This window comes from Paeniglutamicibacter sp. (genome assembly GCF_046714615.1).
In the GTDB taxonomy this organism is placed as follows: domain Bacteria; phylum Actinomycetota; class Actinomycetes; order Actinomycetales; family Micrococcaceae; genus Paeniglutamicibacter.
Genome location: NZ_JBKKAP010000008.1, coordinates 14,265 through 30,490 on the forward strand (window position 1 = coordinate 14,265; position 16,226 = coordinate 30,490).

Consider the following 16,226-nt stretch of genomic DNA (forward strand, 5'->3'; position numbering starts at 1 on the left):
TCGTGGATGGCCTTGGCCACCCGGAGACCATTGGACGCTCCGGCGTCGTTGGCAGGAAGAACCGGAGTCTGGCCACGCCCCAGAACCTGCACCCGTAGCTGATTCCGAACCCCAAATGCGTTTGACTTTTTGCGTATCCCGCCGACCAGGCCGCGTAACAAAGGACGGTGAACACTACTTATTTGGGGAATCGAACAGGGCATTTGCGACGCGGTGCCAGGCATGGATAGGGAAACCGTCACTCGTTCGGTAACCCCGGCGTCGCATTGCTCAGTGTGACGTTGCGCAAACCTGGCTGGAATCGTGCGTTATGATCAAGGCCAGACGCGGTAATCTCGGCTTTGATTAGATCAAGGTCGACAGTATTTTGCTTGGGGGCAAATAGTTTTGATGATGCTGGATAGTGATTCGACTGGCTCCGGGCTAGGTTTGCAGACATGCATATGGTGCGCAGGGAAACACTCGCGACCCCTGCCAGTAGCCAACCTGGCGCGCAAGGCCAAACCCGTGCCGTATCCGGTCGCGAAGCCGGGGAACACGAATTGTTCGGCTTGGTTGTCCCAAGGCGATCCACACCCTCAACCGCGAACTACCCGGCGGGGACATTCCACGCAAGCCCATTTGGGTGAAGTATCCCCATGACCATCCTGGGTGATTCCACGGATACGTTGGAGCCGGCTACTGCATCGGAAGTGGTGGCGCCCGGAGCGGCACAACTGCTCTGGAAAAGCACGCAACCACACGTCCAGATTCGTTATTTCGACGATGACTTGCTCGAAGTGAGCTTCACGCCTGGCACGGTGCTGACGATATCCATGGTGCAGGACATCTTGAACGCGCTCACCTCCCGTCTTGAAACCAAGACGGGGCATCTTTTGGCCAACATTTCCGGACTCAGCAATGTCGATACGGATGTTGCCCGTGTCTTTAGCAAGTTCTCAAGAAATGTTCGCGTGGCGCTGCTTGGTTCGGGCCCGGCGGATCAGGTTCTGGCCCGATTCTTCATGCGCAACCTCCATCCTGAGCACCTGTGTGCCTATGTCGAGGGGCGGGAGGAAGCCATCGCCTTCCTCTATAAGCCATGACCGTGGTGTGGCAGGCGCCGGGGGCAGATCCCCGCATCAGGCAAATCGTCGACGCCATCCTCCGGATTGCCGACATGGATTTTGGCACCTTGTTGCAGCCGAGCCGCCAGCGCGACGAAATCGATGCCATCATCGTGGGAATAAATGCCATGGTGGGCGAACTTCAGGGTGCGTATTCCACGCTTGACCGGCGAGTGTCCGAACGAACCCACATGCTTGAAATCGCTCGAGATAACATGACGAAGATGGCCTACACCGACCAGTTGACGCAACTGGCCAATCGTTCGGCCCTCGTACGCGAGGTCGATTCCGCCATTGAGGGCATTGGCGAAGGACAGACAGCACCCATTCTCTTGCTGCTGGATCTGGATGCATTCAAGAGCATCAATGACACCTATGGGCATGACATGGGCGATAAGATGCTGCGCAACCTTGCCGCTAGATTGAGCGCGTCGGTGCGGTCCGAAGACTTCGTCGCCCGACTCGGTGGTGACGAATTCGCCGTCTTGATCCCCATGCCCGAGCACGGGGCGATGGAGATAGGACAGCGAATCGTTTCGGCCATGAACGAGATCATGATTATCGACGGCATTCACCTCTCCCCGAGCGCGAGTTTGGGAATGGTCCGGGCCGAGGCAAACGATGCCGCAGACCAATTGCTGATTGAAGCCGATACCGCCATGTACGTGGCAAAGCGGTCGAACACCGAGAAGGTGGTTGAGTTCGAGCCCTACATGCTTCATGAACGCAGACAGCGGGCCCAAATGATTACCGACCTGCAATCGGCGCTGGGAAATAACGAGTTCATTCCGGTGTATCAAGGGCTGCACTCACTTGATGGTGAGGGTGTCCTTGGAGCGGAAGCCTTGGTCAGGTGGCAGCGCAAGGGCCATGGCCTGATCGGACCGGGTGAGTTCCTGCACGTGGCCGAGGAATCGGGAATGATTGGGCAACTCACGGAGTGCATGCTCCACAGGTCGCTGGCCGACTTGGCCGGCTGGCGGGCTTTGGGAATCGTGGACGCAGAATTCAAGGTGCACTTGAATGTCACCTCACGGGAACTGCATCATCTCGGCTTCCCGGATCTTATCCGCGCGGCTTTGCGACTACATGATCTTCCTGCCAACGTCCTGGCCCTGGAAATCACCGAGAATCGGCTGATGTCAGGTGACAACCTGCACCAGTACACGCTCTTGGCCTTGCGGAACATGGGTGTGGAGGTGTTCATCGACGACTTCGGTACCGGTTATTCCTCGATCAGTTACCTGAGGCAATTGCCGGTCGCGGGGGTCAAGATTGACAGGTCCTTGGTTCAAGACATCGCCATCGATACCAAGCCGCAAAGGTTTCTCCGGGCCATTTTCGACCTGATCAACGCCTGCGATCTGCAATGCGTGGTCGAAGGCGTCGAAACCAGCGGGCAATCCGACCAACTCAAGGCCATGGGCTTCGGCACGGTACAGGGATTCCTCTACGGCCGCCCCCTCGAAGCAAAGGGATTCGCGGAAGTCTTGCGCCAGTGCAGATGAGCGCGTGTTGCGCCGCCCCGATTCGGCCAACGAGGCGCGGGAACAAGCCACTGCAGGTAACTCCAACACCCGTATCCGGCCACGGGCGGTCCTTCGGCCCGAGACCAACAAACGCCGAAGACCCCGGCCTCGGCTTCCGTTGCGGGAGCCGGTGGCCGGGGCCTTCACATCAGACGAAGTCTTAGCGCGAACGGTAGTTCGGCGCCTCGACGGTCATCATGATGTCATGCGGGTGGGATTCCTTCAGGCCCGCGGCGGTGATGCGCACGAACTTGCCGCGGTTCTTCAGCTCGGGGATGGTGCGTCCACCGACGTAGAACATGGTCTGGCGCAGGCCGCCGACCAGCTGGTGTGCCACGGCCGAGAGCGGGCCGCGGTACGGGACCTGGCCTTCGATGCCCTCGGGGATCAGCTTCTCGTTGGAGGGCACGTCGGACTGGAAGTAGCGGTCCTTGGAGAAGGAGGTGTTCTTGCCGCGGGTTTCCATGGCACCGATCGAGCCCATGCCGCGGTAGGCCTTGAACTGCTTGCCGTTCATGAAGACCAGGTCGCCCGGGGACTCGGCGGTGCCTGCCAGCAGGGAGCCGAGCATGACCGAATCGGCGCCGGCCACCAGTGCCTTGCCGATGTCGCCGGAGTGCTGCAGGCCGCCGTCGGCGATGACCGGAACGCCTGCAGGGATGGCTGCCTTGGCCGCCTCATAGATGGCGGTGACCTGCGGTACGCCAACACCGGCGACGATGCGGGTGGTGCAGATGGAGCCCGGGCCCACGCCGACCTTGATGGCGTCGGCGCCGGCGTCGATCAGTGCCTGGGCACCCTCGCGGGTTGCTGCCTGGCCGCCGATGACGTCCACGTGCTTGGCCGCGGGGTCCTTCTTCAGGCGGGCGATCATGTCCAGCACGCCCTGGGAGTGGCCGTTGGCGGTGTCCACCACCAGAACGTCGACACCTGATTCGATGAGCTTCATGGCGCGGTCATAACCCTCGCCGAAGAAGCCAACGGCGGCGCCGACGCGCAGGCGGCCCTCGTCGTCCTTGGTGGCCTGCGGGTACTGCTCGGCCTTGTCGAAGTCCTTGACGGTGATCAATCCCTGGAGCAGGCCGTCGTTGTCGACCAGCGGCAGCTTCTCGATGCGGTGCTTGCCCAGCAGGTTGATGACCTCTTCGCGGCTTACGCCGACCCGGGCGGTGATCAACGGCATGGCCGTCATGACCTCGTAGACCTTGGTGGTCATGTAGTTTTCGCGCGGCACGAAGCGGGTGTCGCGGTTGGTGATGATGCCCAGCAGCTTGCGGTTCTCATCCACCACCGGCAGGCCCGAAACGCTGTAGTGCGCGCACAGGTCGTCCCATTCGGCCAGCGTCGCCCCGGGGTTCACTGTCACCGGGTTGGTGATCATGCCCGATTCGCTGCGCTTGACCTGGTCCACCTGGTTGGCCTGGTCCTCGATGGACAGGTTGCGGTGGATGATGCCGATGCCGCCCTGGCGGGCCAGGGCAATGGCCATCGGGGCCTCGGTCACGGTGTCCATTGCCGCGGAAAGCAACGGGATGTTGATGTTGATCCGCTTGGTCAGGCGCGTGCTGGTGTCGGCTTCCGAAGGGATCACATCCGTCGGGCCGGGAAGCAGCAAAACGTCGTCGTAGGTGAGGCCTTCAAAGGCAAATGGGTTGAACTCAGTCACGGGGGACCTTTCACGCCGGTGCGGGGATTGATTACATCCTAGAACGCTTCACCCCCAAGCGACATTCCCCGCATCGGTGGTGTGGCGAACGCAACGTTTCGCGGCGATCCAGCGCGGCCGTGCGGCTACCCGGCGAGCGCCCGGCGTTCGGGCCGGATTCCCTGTTTGGCCCTGCGTCCGCGCAGGGCATCGTGGGCGAACAACACGTACCCGGCCAGCATGATCAGCGCGAACGCGATCAGTGGCATCGCGGTGGTGAGCATCAGCACTATGCCCAGGTGCAACCCTGCACCGACCAGGAACGCGATCGGCCGCAGCGCGGGGATCCACAGGGCCACTGACAGGAACAGCTCCGCCCCCACGCTGCCGAGCGCCAGGAGCGGTAGCAGCTGCTGGGAGACGGGGACCCAGTCGCGCAGGTGGTGGCCGATGACCTCCCCCGACAGGAACTGCTCGTTGATCTTCGAGATGGCCGTCCACGCATAGACGGTGGTGATTTGGACCTTCACCAGGAAGGCCGGCCAATACGGCACCTGGACTTCCCGATTCCACGCCCCCACTTTCAGGGTCAGGCCTGCCCCGCTGAAAGACAGGTAGAGCGCGAGCAGGGCCAGCAGCACCAGGTGGTTGCTGAACGCCTGCTTATCCGCCGCCAGCGCCGCCACTGACGTGGCACAAACGAGGATCATCGGCAGGCGCCCGGCGATCCCCAGCACCGCTCCGAGGCCCGCCACCATGGCAACTCCGAACATGGCCAAGACCGCGGATTGCCCGATGGCCGGCATCGAATCGAAGTAGGGCAGCGAGAGCCGGGTGCCGGTGGAAAGCCGGCCGAGCGTCGAAAACCACTCGGTGGCCACGATCAGGGAGGCGAGCCCCACGAGGATCCTGCCCATGGCCAGGGGCCTGGCGTCGATGGTGCGACTCAGAATCCGGAGCATGGAAAGACCTCCTCGCGCGCCGGGGTTTCGTTCCACACGCGCACGCTTAGGACATCGTCCCGGGTGCGGCAGAGGAATTCGGCGGAGGGTGCGAAGTAGTCGATTTCGATCCGCAGCCCGGAGACAACCTCCCGAAGGGAAACCTGCTCCTTCGTCCCCTCGACGGTTCTCACCTCGGCCTCGGGCACGGACACATACCGGGCGTACATGTTCCAGCCAAAGCGCTGCGGGCCCTCACCGCCCGTGGCCAGCAGCGGTCCAAGCAGCATCACCCCACGGCGGCGGACACGACGATCCCGCGCAACAGCAGCCTCGATCGCGCGGGCGGCGAGGCACCCGTGGCGATCGTGTCCGTGCCGCCATTGACGCTCGCAGCCGTTACCGGCGCAAATTCCCCAACATCCCCCAATGCCATGATCGGAGCCATGCCCCCGAACGAGGGATTCGTCACGCCCTGATGAAGATCGCGGTGGCACGCAAGGAGTCGGTCCCGGTCTGACTGATCGACTGGATCATGTACCAGTAGGAGTGCCCGAGCACCACGCCGGAGTCCAGCCAGGACTGGGCCGAGGTGGTGCGGCGGCGCACGGCGCGCAGGTAGGTGGCGGTCGACTGGATGTACGGGACGACGGAGCCGGTGGACTCCCAGCGCCAGATCGCGATGAGCTTGAGCGGCTCGCCGCTGGAACTGGAGGTCCAGCTCAACCGTACCCCGGTGCCCTCGCGCACGGCCTTGGTGATGGTCGGGGTGTACGGGCGGGTGGCGTTCAGCTGCGCATAGGGAACCGGGAGGGACGGCCGCGCGTAATGCCGTGCCTTCAGGATCCCGATGGCGTTGAGCTTGTTCGCCCTGAAAGCGGTGGTGTTGTAGTACGCCTGGCCGCGCACCGCCGGCACGGCGCGGCACTTGGTCACGTGGTCGCGCAGCTCGTTCGGGTCCTGCCATGCCGCGGTGTTGGGGTCTCCGACCTTGTAGGCGGCCTCCCCGGTGTAGAGCTTGACGTTGGTCCCTGCAACCTGTTTGGCCCACCAGTCGACCAGCACGTTGTAGTTGGCCACGGTGTAGCCCTGGTACCAGTAGAGCTGCGGCGCGATGTAGTCGACCCAGCCGTCCTTGACCCACCGCCGGGTGTCGGCGTAGAGGGCATAGAAGCTTTCCAGCCCGCTGGTGGCCGAGCCCAGGGTACTGGAGGAACTATTGGCCCAGATGCCGAAAGGGCTGATGCCGAACACGACCCTGGGCTTGGCTGCCCGGATGGCGTTGTGGGTGTCGCGGACGAACACGTTGATGTTGTTTCGGCGCCAGGAAGAGATGGAGGTGAAGGACCCCTTGTAGGTGTTGTAGGTCGAGGAGTCCGGGATCGAGCTACCGGCCACCGGGTAGGGGTAGAAGTAGTCGTCGAAGTGCACCCCGTCCACGTCGTAGCGCTTGACCATGTCGATGACCACGTTGCGGATGTAGGTGCGCACCGCCGGGATCCCGGGGTTGTAGTAGCGCCGCGGGCCGTAGGCGAAGGACCAGCTCGGGTTCAGCCGCGCCGGGTGGCTGGCCACCAGCGAGGTGAGCGAGGTGTCCATCGACACGCGGAAGGGATTGATCCAGGCGTGCAGGGCGATCCCGCGCTTGTGCGCCTCGGAAATCGCGTAGGCCAGCGGGTCGTAGCCGGGGTCCTTGCCCTGGGTGCCGGTGAGGTACTTGGACCATGGCTCCCCGAGGGTGGACATCCACATCCGGTCCGCTGCGGGGCGGACCTGCAGAAACACGGCGTTGAGGTTCCGCGAGAGCGCCAGGTCCAGGACCGAGCGCAATTCGGCCTGCTGGGTCGCCGCGGAAAGCCCGGATTTCGAGGGCCAGTCGATGTTGACCACGCTGGCGGTCCACAGCGCGCGGAACTCGGTGCGCGGGTAGGTCGTGGAAGTGAAGGTGTTGCGCGAGGAGACGGTGTAGATGTGGTTGCGGATCACCGCCGCAGCGGCGGGGGCCACGATGAGTCCGGGGCCCAGCGCGGCCCCGGCCAGGGTTGCCACGGCCGCCGAGAGCACGGCCCGCCGGCTCAAGGGATGCGCAAGGGCCAAGGACGATGGTGCCATTTCCGATTTCATGGCGTTGCCTCCGATGGTGCACAAGGGGCACGGCCGGGCAGGTTCGTTCGGCCGCTTGCAGGCAACGTTACGCCGCGCCGTGATGCCGGGAAAGGCCTTCGGCGTCACGCTTGCGCGGCACTTTGGTTACGCGTTGCCTCATGCCCCGGGGACGCATGCGGTTGCCGAACTCATCTATTTCGCCAAAACGTCCGCCCCGCCCGATCGATCGTTTACAGCGGCATCGACATAGCTGATCCGTCGGCCAGTCCAACCCAATGCCGGTTGCCCCGACTGGCCCGACTGGCCTCGGACAACTGTCCTCAAATGATGTCCAACTCCGCGTGTGCCCAATCCACCACAGCTGATTCTTCTTTCTCGCCCGAGCACAAACGGGCAGCTGCGAAGAATCCGGAAACGGTTCCCCCGTCCGCCAAGACCGCCTCGCGGAATTCCAGAAGGGCCTGAAGTTTCATCATCCAGACCACAGAATCACCCGGCGCGATCCGGCATGGCGTCTGAGGATTTAGTGAAGCAAATACGTTTCTACCTCGGTAAGAAATAGCCGGTGCACGACCTGGCGCAGTCAACGATCCGAGCATGTAACGGATGGAAACGTCGTCGAGCCACACATCGCGTGAATCCGAGTTCGTGATCGTGACACACACTGTATGTGACTGCACCGTGATACGACTGGCCGCTTTAACGGTCTCGGCCAGGTGCTCGAAAGGTATTTTGAACGAGTTTCCAGGCATCATGAATGCCGCGGCTAATCCAACGTGGATCTCGCGGCGTGGACCTGCATTCGTAAATGCCGTGGTTAGGATTTCTTCCAGATTCGACTCGGTCAGTGTTTCAAGAATCTCTTCTCCGCTGCCCGCTTCTTTCTCGTTCTTCCAGCTTTCCAATAAATCCACCGGAAAATCTTCCGGGTGCATCCGGTCCAAGACCTTGTGGTGGGACGTACACAAGAGGATCAGGTTACCGAACTCCGACCGTTCCGTCCCTTTCATCGCCTTGCCATAGCGCGCAGACCCAACTTCCACGCCACGAATATGGTCGATGCTCGCGGCCATTATTGGCTCACCGTCGATTTCTTCAATGATTTTCCTAGCACAGCCCGGAAAATAACAATCACCTTTCGCCATTCGAAAGAGCATTTTTCTGTAACAGATGTATATTTTTTTGGTCCCCAAGACATATTACGAGTGTCTCACGTCAACTGCGTGTTAGAACCGACCACCACGCGTGGCAAGCGCGCAGATGAGGTTCTCTTTGGGCGGCTGTAACGTTGGCGTGGCTCCTGGCGGGGTGGGACTGGTCCGGGTCCACGAACCCGTTGCCGCCAACGTGCGGACAGACCACGTCGTACGCAACAGGTCCGCAATGCTTCATCACGGATAATTTAGCCCCCCTGGCTTCCCTGACCAATAACACCAAGAATCAATCCCCGGCGAGGTCTGGGAAACTCTCGGCAATCGGTGCCCAGGCGAACTTTCGGTCATTTTCTTTTCCATTCCTGGGAATCAAGATCTCCAATGTGCTTTCGGCTGCGCAAGTCGCAGTGTCCTTATCCGTCGATGGTTCAATTACAGCGTCCGTCTTGTCCTTTGCTGCGGGATTCAGATCCGCAATCGGGCACTAATCGCTGATGGAGCTTCTAACCGCGGCGAGGAAGCGCTTCTCGAATTCCGCCGCGGTGGTCCTGGCAAAGGTGCTGGTCAAGTGCGACTGGTCCAGATAGAGCAGCACGTTGCCGATGACTGGCCGGCAGATCCCGTCCGGGCACAGCTGGTCGGTCATATCCAGGGTGGAGAAGGCCTCCCCCAGGGCCCCTCCCGCCGCCAGCCCGTCCAGCGGCGAGGTCGCGGCCATCAGTTCGGAAACCGGGGCGCTGCACTCCGGGGCCTGCGCCCCGAACCTGTCCACGCAATCGGGCACGGGAGTGGTGAAGCGCGGGGTGTCGCGCAGCGCCACGACCGGGATGCCGGCTGCAAGCAGCGGGCGGATTCCGGCCTCGTAGTCGGGCACCACCCGCTCCTGCTCCCCCGCCGAGCGTCCGGACGCGTCCGGGCCAAGGGCGGTAAAGGACCCGAGGGTGATCACCGCGTCCGGGTTGTGCCCCAGCACGTACTGGCCGGCGGCCGCGTTGAATGCCCCGCATTCCTCGCCTCGTGTTTCCGAGGGCCCGCCGAAGCGGCACGACGGCTTGGTCAGCAGGACCCAGCGCCACCCGTGCTTTTGCGCCATGGCATCCACCGCGCCGCTCCAATGCTGGGCGTGCGAATCACCCACCAGCACGATGGTCTTCTCCGCCTGAGGGTTCCCGCCCTGCTGGCAGTGCTCGATGGCCGGCGATTCGGGGGCCCAGCCCCCGGTGCAGTCGGCACCGAAGTTCGACCATTCCTCATCGAGCTTGGTGGTGAGCGGGACCATCACAGCCTCGGAGCTTGGTTCGTGCCCAAACCCCGGGTCCAGGATCGCCGCGCCGGGGTTATCGACCTGTGCCTGGGACGCGGCCCGCGTCTCCTCGGCGGCGACCCGGTGCTCCCAGCCGCCCAGCGGCGCGAGCACCAGCGAGAGCAGCACGGCAATGCTCAGCCCCGCGCGCCGGCGCTTGGCCGAGAGCCAGTGCCAGGAACGCATGGGAGATTCGACGATGTGCGTCGTGGCCCAGGCCAGCAGCAGCGACACCAGCATGATGCCCAGCCCGGCGCCGAGGGAAATGCGTTCGTTTCCGGATTCGACGAGGAAGAAGACCATGACCGGCCAGTGCCAGAGGTACAGCGCGTAGGAGAGGTTTCCGAGCCAGCCCAGGACCGGTGCCGACAGGACCCGCTGCACGCCGAACCGGCTGTCCGGGGCCATGATGACGAACGCCGCGGCGAGTGTGGGCCACAGCGCCAGGTAGCCGGGGAACTCGTGCTCGACCTGCAGCAGCATGCCGCAGGACAGGATCGCACCCAGGCCCAGCCAGCCCAGGGGCACGGTCAGGGCCGCGGGGAGCCTTTGGAGCAACGGCAGGAAGATGGCGAGAAGCGAACCCAGCGCAAATTCCCAGAGCCGGGCACCGGTGTCGAAGTATGCCCATTGCTGTGCGGTGGCGGTGGTGTGGATCGAGTACGCCAGGGAGAGCGCGAACACGGTGCCGAAGAGAATGCCCATGGTCATCCGGTAGCCCAAAGCGGGAATCCTGGCGCGAAGCGTCCGCCACAGGAGCATGCCCGCCGCCAGCAACAGCGGCCAGAGGATGAAGACCTGCCCCTGGATGGAGAGTGACCAGAAATGTTGCAGCGGGCTGGCCGTGGCGTGCTCGGCCGCGTAGTAGTCCACCGAGTCGCGGGCCAGCTGCCAGTTTTGGGAGTAGAAGAGGCTGGCGGTGATCTGCTCCATGATCGAGCTCCAGCGCGCCTTGGGCAGCAACGCGACGCTCGCCGCGATGGTGGCCAGCAGCACGAGGACCGCGGCCGGCAGCAGCCGGCGGAAGACGTTGAGCCAGTAGGTCAGCAGGGCCAGGGGCCGTCCGCCCTCGACCTTGCGGATGAAGGCTCCGGTGAGGAAGAACGCGGAGAGCAACAAGAACACATCCACGCCGCCGGAAACCCGGCCAAGCCAGACGTGGTAGACCATGACCAGCACGACGGCCAGCGCCCGCAGGCCCTGGAGTTCGGGCCTGAAACCGGATACGGGCTTGGGGGCAGCAACTGGACTCCGCCCTGCCACGCTAGGCGCAGGAAAGGAAATCGACATCGGTACATCCTGAAAAATTGACAGCGTCCCACACCCGGAACGTTGGGCATGGGCATCCAACGTTACCAAAGACCGTTATCAGTTCGTTACAGCGGGTTCCCAGCATCGACGCCCCAACGCCGAGCGCCGCCGGTCCCCCAACCTCGCAACACGCACTATGGCGTGGTGGAAGCCGGGAGTCCGGCGGCGCTCGGTGCACCACCTCAAGGGAGGCGCTTAGTGCTGGTGTGCTGCTCCCGTGTCCCCGGCCGGCTTTTCGGCGACGAGGGTTTCGGTGGTCAGCACCAGGGCAGCGATCGATGCCGCATTGCGCAGCGCCGAACGGGTGACCTTGACCGGGTCGATGACACCGGCGTCGATCAGGTTCTCGTACACGCCGGTCAGGGCGTTGAAGCCCTCGTTGGCCGGCGATTCGGTGACCTTGGCGGTGACGACGTAGCCGTCGAAGCCTGCGTTCTGGGCAATCCAGCGCAACGGCTGGACCAGTGCACGGCGTGCGATGGCGACACCTGCAACGGCGTCGCCGGTGAGGGCGAGCACGTTGGGGTCGGTGTCCAGGACCGCGAGGGCGTCAACCAATGCGGTGCCGCCGCCTGCAACGATTCCCTCTTCGAGGGCCGCGCGGGTGGAGGAGACCGCATCTTCGATGCGTGCCTTGCGTTCCTTCAGCTCGACCTCGGTGGCTGCGCCGACCTTGATCACGCCGATGCCGCCCGAGAGCTTGGCGAGGCGCTCGGAGAGCTTCTCGCGGTCCCACTCGGAATCGGTGCGGGTCAGTTCGGCCTTCAGCTGCGAGACGCGGTCTGCAACATCCTCGGCCGTGCCGGCACCGTCAACGATGGTGGTCGAATCCTTGGTGATGGTGATGCGGCGAGCCGATCCCAGCACCTCGAGGCCGACCTGGTCCAGCTGCAGCCCGAGGTCCGGGGAGACAACCTGCGCGCCGGTGAGGATCGCAATGTCCTGCAGCATGGCCTTGCGGCGGTCGCCGAAGCCCGGGGCCTTGACGGCCACGGCGTTCAGGGTTCCGCGGATCTTGTTCACGACGAGGGTGGAGAGGGCTTCGCCCTCGATGTCCTCGGCGACGATGAACAGCGGCTTGCCGGCTGCCAGCACCTTTTCCAGCAGCGGCAGGAACTCCGCCACGGTGGAGATCTTGCCGGAGTTGACCAGGATCAGCGCGTCCTCCAGGACGGCCTCCTGGCGCTCCGGGTCGGTGACGAACTGCGGGGAAAGGTAGCCCTTGTCGAACTGCATGCCCTCGGTGACAACCAGCTCGGTGGCGGTCGTGGAGGATTCCTCGATGGTGATGACGCCGTCGGTGCCCACGGTTTCGAAGGCCTTGGCCAACAGCTCGCCGATTTCCTCGCTCTGTGCGGAGATGGCGGCGACGTTGGCGACCTGCTTGCCCTCGACCGGAACGGAGTTCTCGGCCAGGCGTGCTGCCACTGCCTCAACGGCAACTTCGATGCCTCGCTTGATTTCGCCCGGGGCGGCACCTGCGGCAACGTTGCGCAGGCCCTCCTTGACGAAGGCCTGTGCGAGCACGGTGGCGGTGGTGGTGCCGTCGCCTGCAACGTCGTTGGTCTTGGTGGCGACTTCCTTGGCCAGCTGTGCGCCGAGGTTCTCGTACGGATCTTCCAGCTCGATCTCACGTGCGATGGTCACGCCATCGTTGGTGATCGTCGGTGCGCCCCAGGCCTTTGCCAGCACCACGTTGCGGCCGCGCGGGCCGAGGGTCACCTTGACGGTGTTTGCGAGCTTATCAATGCCCGCTTCGAGGGCGCGTCGCGCCTCTTCGTTAAAAGCTAGCTGCTTTGCCATGTCTTGCTCCTTATAAGCTACATAAAGCCCCGGCCAGGGGCCGGGGCTTTATGAGGAAAACTACTTTACGACGATGGCCAGGACGTCGCGTGCCGAGAGCACCAGGTACTCTGCACCGCTGACCTTGACTTCGGTTCCGCCGTACTTGGAGTAGAGCACGACGTCGCCTTCGGCTACGTCGACCGGAACGCGGTTGCCGTTGTCATCGACGCGGCCCGGTCCTACTGCCACGACCTTGCCTTCCTGCGGCTTTTCCTTGGCGGAGTCGGGGATGACCAGTCCGGAAGCAGTGGTGGTTTCTGCTTCGAGCGGCTGGACGACAATGCGGTCCTCGAGAGGCTTAATGGAGACGGACATCGTCTCTCCTTTGCGTGAGTTGCCAATGGTTTACGGGCCGTTCGGGTGGTACCAACCGTCGTCGCGGTGCCAGCTGGTGAATTACCTCAGGCTTTCAACGCTTGTTGGATTCAACAAGCGCCATGAATGACTCTAGGCAACCATTAGCACTCGGTCAAGGTGAGTGCTAATTGCGTCGTTTTTTACGCCCTCGGCGCACCGGGTGCGGCGGGCTTGGAAGAGGCAGGGAACAGGGCCTTCAGGCGGGCCTCGGCAGCCTCGGTGGCGGCAGCTGCCGCCTGCTGGTTGGCCTCGGTCACGGCGGCCAGCATCTCGGCCCGCTGGATCTTGATGCCGCGGGGCGCGTCGAAGCCGATCTTGATCGAATCGCCCTTGACATCGAGGACAGTCACCACGATGTCCTCGCCAATCAGGACCTGTTCTCCGACCTTCCGCGTAAGTACCAGCACCGCACAATCATAGCCCAGCGCCCTGCGCCACCTCGGCCTTGGGCGCGCGCCGCAGCCGAGGTGGGGGGGCAGGTGCGTACGGTGTTACCCAGCACGGGTCCAGCCGCTATCGAGCACCTTCCCTGCGGGCACCACCGCCAAGGAACAGCGCCGGTAGTGAAGGTCTTCCCAGCGCGGAAGGGAACGGTCGCTTCATCGTCGAGTTCTGGAAGAACCTCTTCCAGTGACAGGCCGAGAACGCGCGGGCGTTGCCCGAGTCAACAACGACCCGGGCAACGCCTCCTTTTCCAAGAACCTCGCTGGTCACCCGCATGCACCGAATGGAGCCAAGCTCACCAAACTCACATGAACTCACGGGAGCCCCCTGGAGAACCCGTTCCGCCCCTCGGCAGGTGCCGCACCACCGAAAATCCTTGGCAGGGCCGGCGTGCTGCTGGATTAGTTCCGGTATGGGCTTCGCCTGGGATCCGGCGCTGCAGAACTTTTGACCATCTTCAGTTCGAGGAAGGGGTAAGAGCGTGTCCGCGCCATCAACGAGGGCGTGGAGGCGTAGCCGGAACGATCCCAAAAGAGATGCCAAGTGGGTGGTGGCTGAGGAGCGAAGGCAGCGCCACAGGGATAGTGAGGGAGCTGCGTAGTCGTCCGTCTGATCACGCATGTTCGTCAAAAGGTTTGAATTGTAACCGGACTTGTGATGGACTGTCCAACAAGCAATAACCCGTTACTCGGGATCAAACTTGTTGGAGGTTCTCATGGAAGTCGATGTGGTTGCACTACTGCGCGAACTCGACGTCGCCATCAGCGAAGGAACCACCGACCGCAGCTGGCTCCTTCGCTCGCCGACAGGGGAGCCCGTTCTGGTTGAGCCGATCCTTCCCGTGGATCGCATCACCTCCCACGCGGTCCGCAACATTTCCTCCCATCGCCGGTCCCCTGCCAGTCCCCTGTTCGTCGGTCGAACAATCACTCCCAATATGCTCGAACAAGCCAAGGCGGGGAATTTCGATGTCCTTACCGAGCGCCCGCTCCAGCTGGTGCTTCGCGGATCCGTCTACGCAGGCGAGGAGACCGCCCCAGCTCCGGCACGGAGACGTCCTTCCGGACGGGCAGCGTGGGTTCGCTGGGCTGTTGGCCGCTGCCTGCTTCTTTCCTCTGAGCCGCTGCGACAGCCGGCGATCGCCGAACTGCTCGGCACGAGTCAGCAATCCGTATCCAATGCCGCCCGCCAGCTCGGGGACCTTGTCGCAGATGCCGGAAGCGGATTGTCGGCCGCCAACAAGGCCAGGCTCCTGGAACATTGGGTGGAGGAATACCCCGGTTCAAGCGGCCCGGAATTCGGCTGGTACAGCCTGGATCCGATTGTTGAGCAGACACTCCAGGCTGCGAAAGTCGCCGAGCTGCTTGATGCACGTCCGTTGATCAGTGGTGACGTGGCTGCCGACCGGCTGGCTCCATGGAAATTGCCTTCCCGTGGGCGCATCTACGTCAACAGTCCCATCGACCTTGGCGGCGATGGCTTCGTCCCGGCCCCCGCGGATGAAGCAACACTCATCACGTGCGTTCCGAGGGACCCAACATTGTGGCGCCTTGCCCAGGCCACACCATGCCCAGAATCCGGGGCACCTGCCTTGGCCGATGCCGCAATCGTCTATTGGGATGTCCTGGCCAGCGGTGAAATCGACAGCGTGGAGGCTGCCGGTCACCTCAAGGAACTGATAATCGGGAGTAAGCAGTGACGGACGAAACCGCACCAATCAAAGTGCGCGTCCACGCCATCAGCATCTCGGATGCGCTCGGCTACCGTGCCCAGCAAGCGGTGGCCCAGGCGGTGGCAGATCGCGGCGACTACCGAATCATCGGCGGTCACATGGTCCGCATGCTGCTTCACGTCTACCCGACGGCGAACGCGGTGCTCCGGTCCACGGCGGATGCGGACGCCGCGCTGGGAAGCGTCGAGGTTGTTAAGCCGGTCGCTCAGAGCCTGGTTGCTGAAAACTTCACCAAGACGGGAGGGAACATCTGGTTCAAGGACGTTGGTGCTGAACAGCGGATCGAGATCAATCTGTTGCTCGCTCGGACCGGAGCCGCCCAGGGCATCCGGGCCCAGTCTGTCCCCGGGGTCGGTCAGGTCGACACCCTGCCTGAGCTGCGGTTCGCCTTGATGACACCGGCACTGGTCATCGACGTCGAAGCGCATCTCGGTGGCACTGAAATCATCGAGTACCAGACCCGGATTCCCAACCTGGAAGCGGCCGTGGTTCTCAAGGCCCACAGCTGGAAAGATCGTGGGTCAGAGAAGGATCTGGCCGACCTGCACAGTCTGCCCGAAATTCGTGACGCGCACCCGAGTATCGAGTGGCTCCTGGGTAACCCGGATCCGATCGGGTTCCGCAAAGATACTGCGCGCATCCTGAAGGACCTGGCAGGCAAGGTCACCCGGAAGAATACCGGGTTCCCGGTACCGGGCTATCTGAACCGGCTTAGGTTTGCAGCACTCATCTCAAGGCATATCGCTTGAACGG

Annotated in this window: 13 protein-coding genes; 4 read left to right on the top strand and 9 right to left on the bottom strand. The window is 63.1% G+C overall.

Going from position 1 to position 16,226, the window contains the following annotated elements:
* Nucleotides 1-638 precede the first annotated feature (638 nt).
* Together ACLQ7E_RS00480 and ACLQ7E_RS00485 are read left to right on the top strand one after the other, a co-directional pair.
* The gene (locus ACLQ7E_RS00480; protein WP_411730555.1) at nucleotides 639-1,085 is read left to right on the top strand and encodes a hypothetical protein; all 447 of its coding nucleotides are present in this window, start codon (nucleotides 639-641) and stop codon (nucleotides 1,083-1,085) included.
* On the top strand, nucleotides 1,082-2,614 hold the full coding sequence (locus tag ACLQ7E_RS00485) for a putative bifunctional diguanylate cyclase/phosphodiesterase (RefSeq protein ID WP_411730556.1): 1,533 nt from the start codon (nucleotides 1,082-1,084) through the stop codon (nucleotides 2,612-2,614). Before ACLQ7E_RS00480 ends, ACLQ7E_RS00485 begins: the two co-directional genes overlap by 4 nt.
* Nucleotides 2,615-2,795: 181 nt before the next feature.
* Here the strand turns inward: ACLQ7E_RS00485 and guaB are convergent, their stop codons facing one another.
* From guaB to csrA, 9 genes are all read right to left on the bottom strand, one after another.
* Entirely contained in the window at nucleotides 2,796-4,301 is a 1,506-nt protein-coding gene (guaB, locus tag ACLQ7E_RS00490; protein WP_411730557.1) for an IMP dehydrogenase, read from the bottom strand.
* Between the two features lie 125 nt (nucleotides 4,302-4,426).
* Nucleotides 4,427-5,242, bottom strand: a complete 816-nt coding sequence (locus ACLQ7E_RS00495) for an HTTM domain-containing protein (RefSeq protein WP_411730558.1) — start codon at nucleotides 5,240-5,242, stop codon at nucleotides 4,427-4,429.
* Nucleotides 5,227-5,511 (bottom strand): hypothetical protein, encoded by a 285-nt coding sequence (locus ACLQ7E_RS00500; RefSeq protein WP_411730559.1) that lies wholly within the window; start codon nucleotides 5,509-5,511, stop codon nucleotides 5,227-5,229. The genes ACLQ7E_RS00495 and ACLQ7E_RS00500 overlap by 16 nt, the downstream gene beginning before the upstream one ends.
* A gap of 178 nt (nucleotides 5,512-5,689) precedes the next feature.
* Nucleotides 5,690-7,333: a glycoside hydrolase family 10 protein gene (locus ACLQ7E_RS00505; RefSeq protein ID WP_411730560.1), complete on the bottom strand. Its 1,644-nt coding sequence runs from the start codon at nucleotides 7,331-7,333 to the stop codon at nucleotides 5,690-5,692.
* A 314-nt stretch (nucleotides 7,334-7,647) separates the two neighbouring features.
* A complete protein-coding gene (locus ACLQ7E_RS00510; RefSeq protein ID WP_411730561.1) occupies nucleotides 7,648-8,472 on the bottom strand; it encodes a hypothetical protein in 825 nt (274 codons plus the stop codon).
* 493 nt (nucleotides 8,473-8,965) lie between these two features.
* Entirely contained in the window at nucleotides 8,966-11,074 is a 2,109-nt protein-coding gene (locus ACLQ7E_RS00515) for an acyltransferase family protein (RefSeq protein WP_411730562.1), read from the bottom strand.
* A 216-nt stretch (nucleotides 11,075-11,290) separates the two neighbouring features.
* Nucleotides 11,291-12,898, bottom strand: coding sequence for a chaperonin GroEL (gene groL / locus ACLQ7E_RS00520; RefSeq protein ID WP_411730563.1), 1,608 nt, complete (start codon nucleotides 12,896-12,898; stop codon nucleotides 11,291-11,293).
* Between the two features lie 60 nt (nucleotides 12,899-12,958).
* The gene (groES, locus tag ACLQ7E_RS00525) at nucleotides 12,959-13,255 is read right to left on the bottom strand and encodes a co-chaperone GroES (RefSeq protein ID WP_411730564.1); all 297 of its coding nucleotides are present in this window, start codon (nucleotides 13,253-13,255) and stop codon (nucleotides 12,959-12,961) included.
* 182 nt (nucleotides 13,256-13,437) lie between these two features.
* Nucleotides 13,438-13,704 (bottom strand): carbon storage regulator CsrA, encoded by a 267-nt coding sequence (gene csrA, locus ACLQ7E_RS00530; RefSeq protein ID WP_411730565.1) that lies wholly within the window; start codon nucleotides 13,702-13,704, stop codon nucleotides 13,438-13,440.
* Between the two features lie 752 nt (nucleotides 13,705-14,456).
* Between csrA and ACLQ7E_RS00535 the strand changes: the two genes are divergently transcribed.
* Nucleotides 14,457-15,440 carry a type IV toxin-antitoxin system AbiEi family antitoxin gene (locus tag ACLQ7E_RS00535; RefSeq protein ID WP_411730566.1) on the top strand — a complete coding sequence of 328 codons (984 nt, stop codon included), beginning with the start codon at nucleotides 14,457-14,459 and terminating at the stop codon, nucleotides 15,438-15,440.
* Entirely contained in the window at nucleotides 15,437-16,222 is a 786-nt protein-coding gene (locus tag ACLQ7E_RS00540) for a hypothetical protein (RefSeq protein ID WP_411730567.1), read from the top strand. Before ACLQ7E_RS00535 ends, ACLQ7E_RS00540 begins: the two co-directional genes overlap by 4 nt.
* The last annotated feature ends 4 nt before the right edge of the window (nucleotides 16,223-16,226 follow it).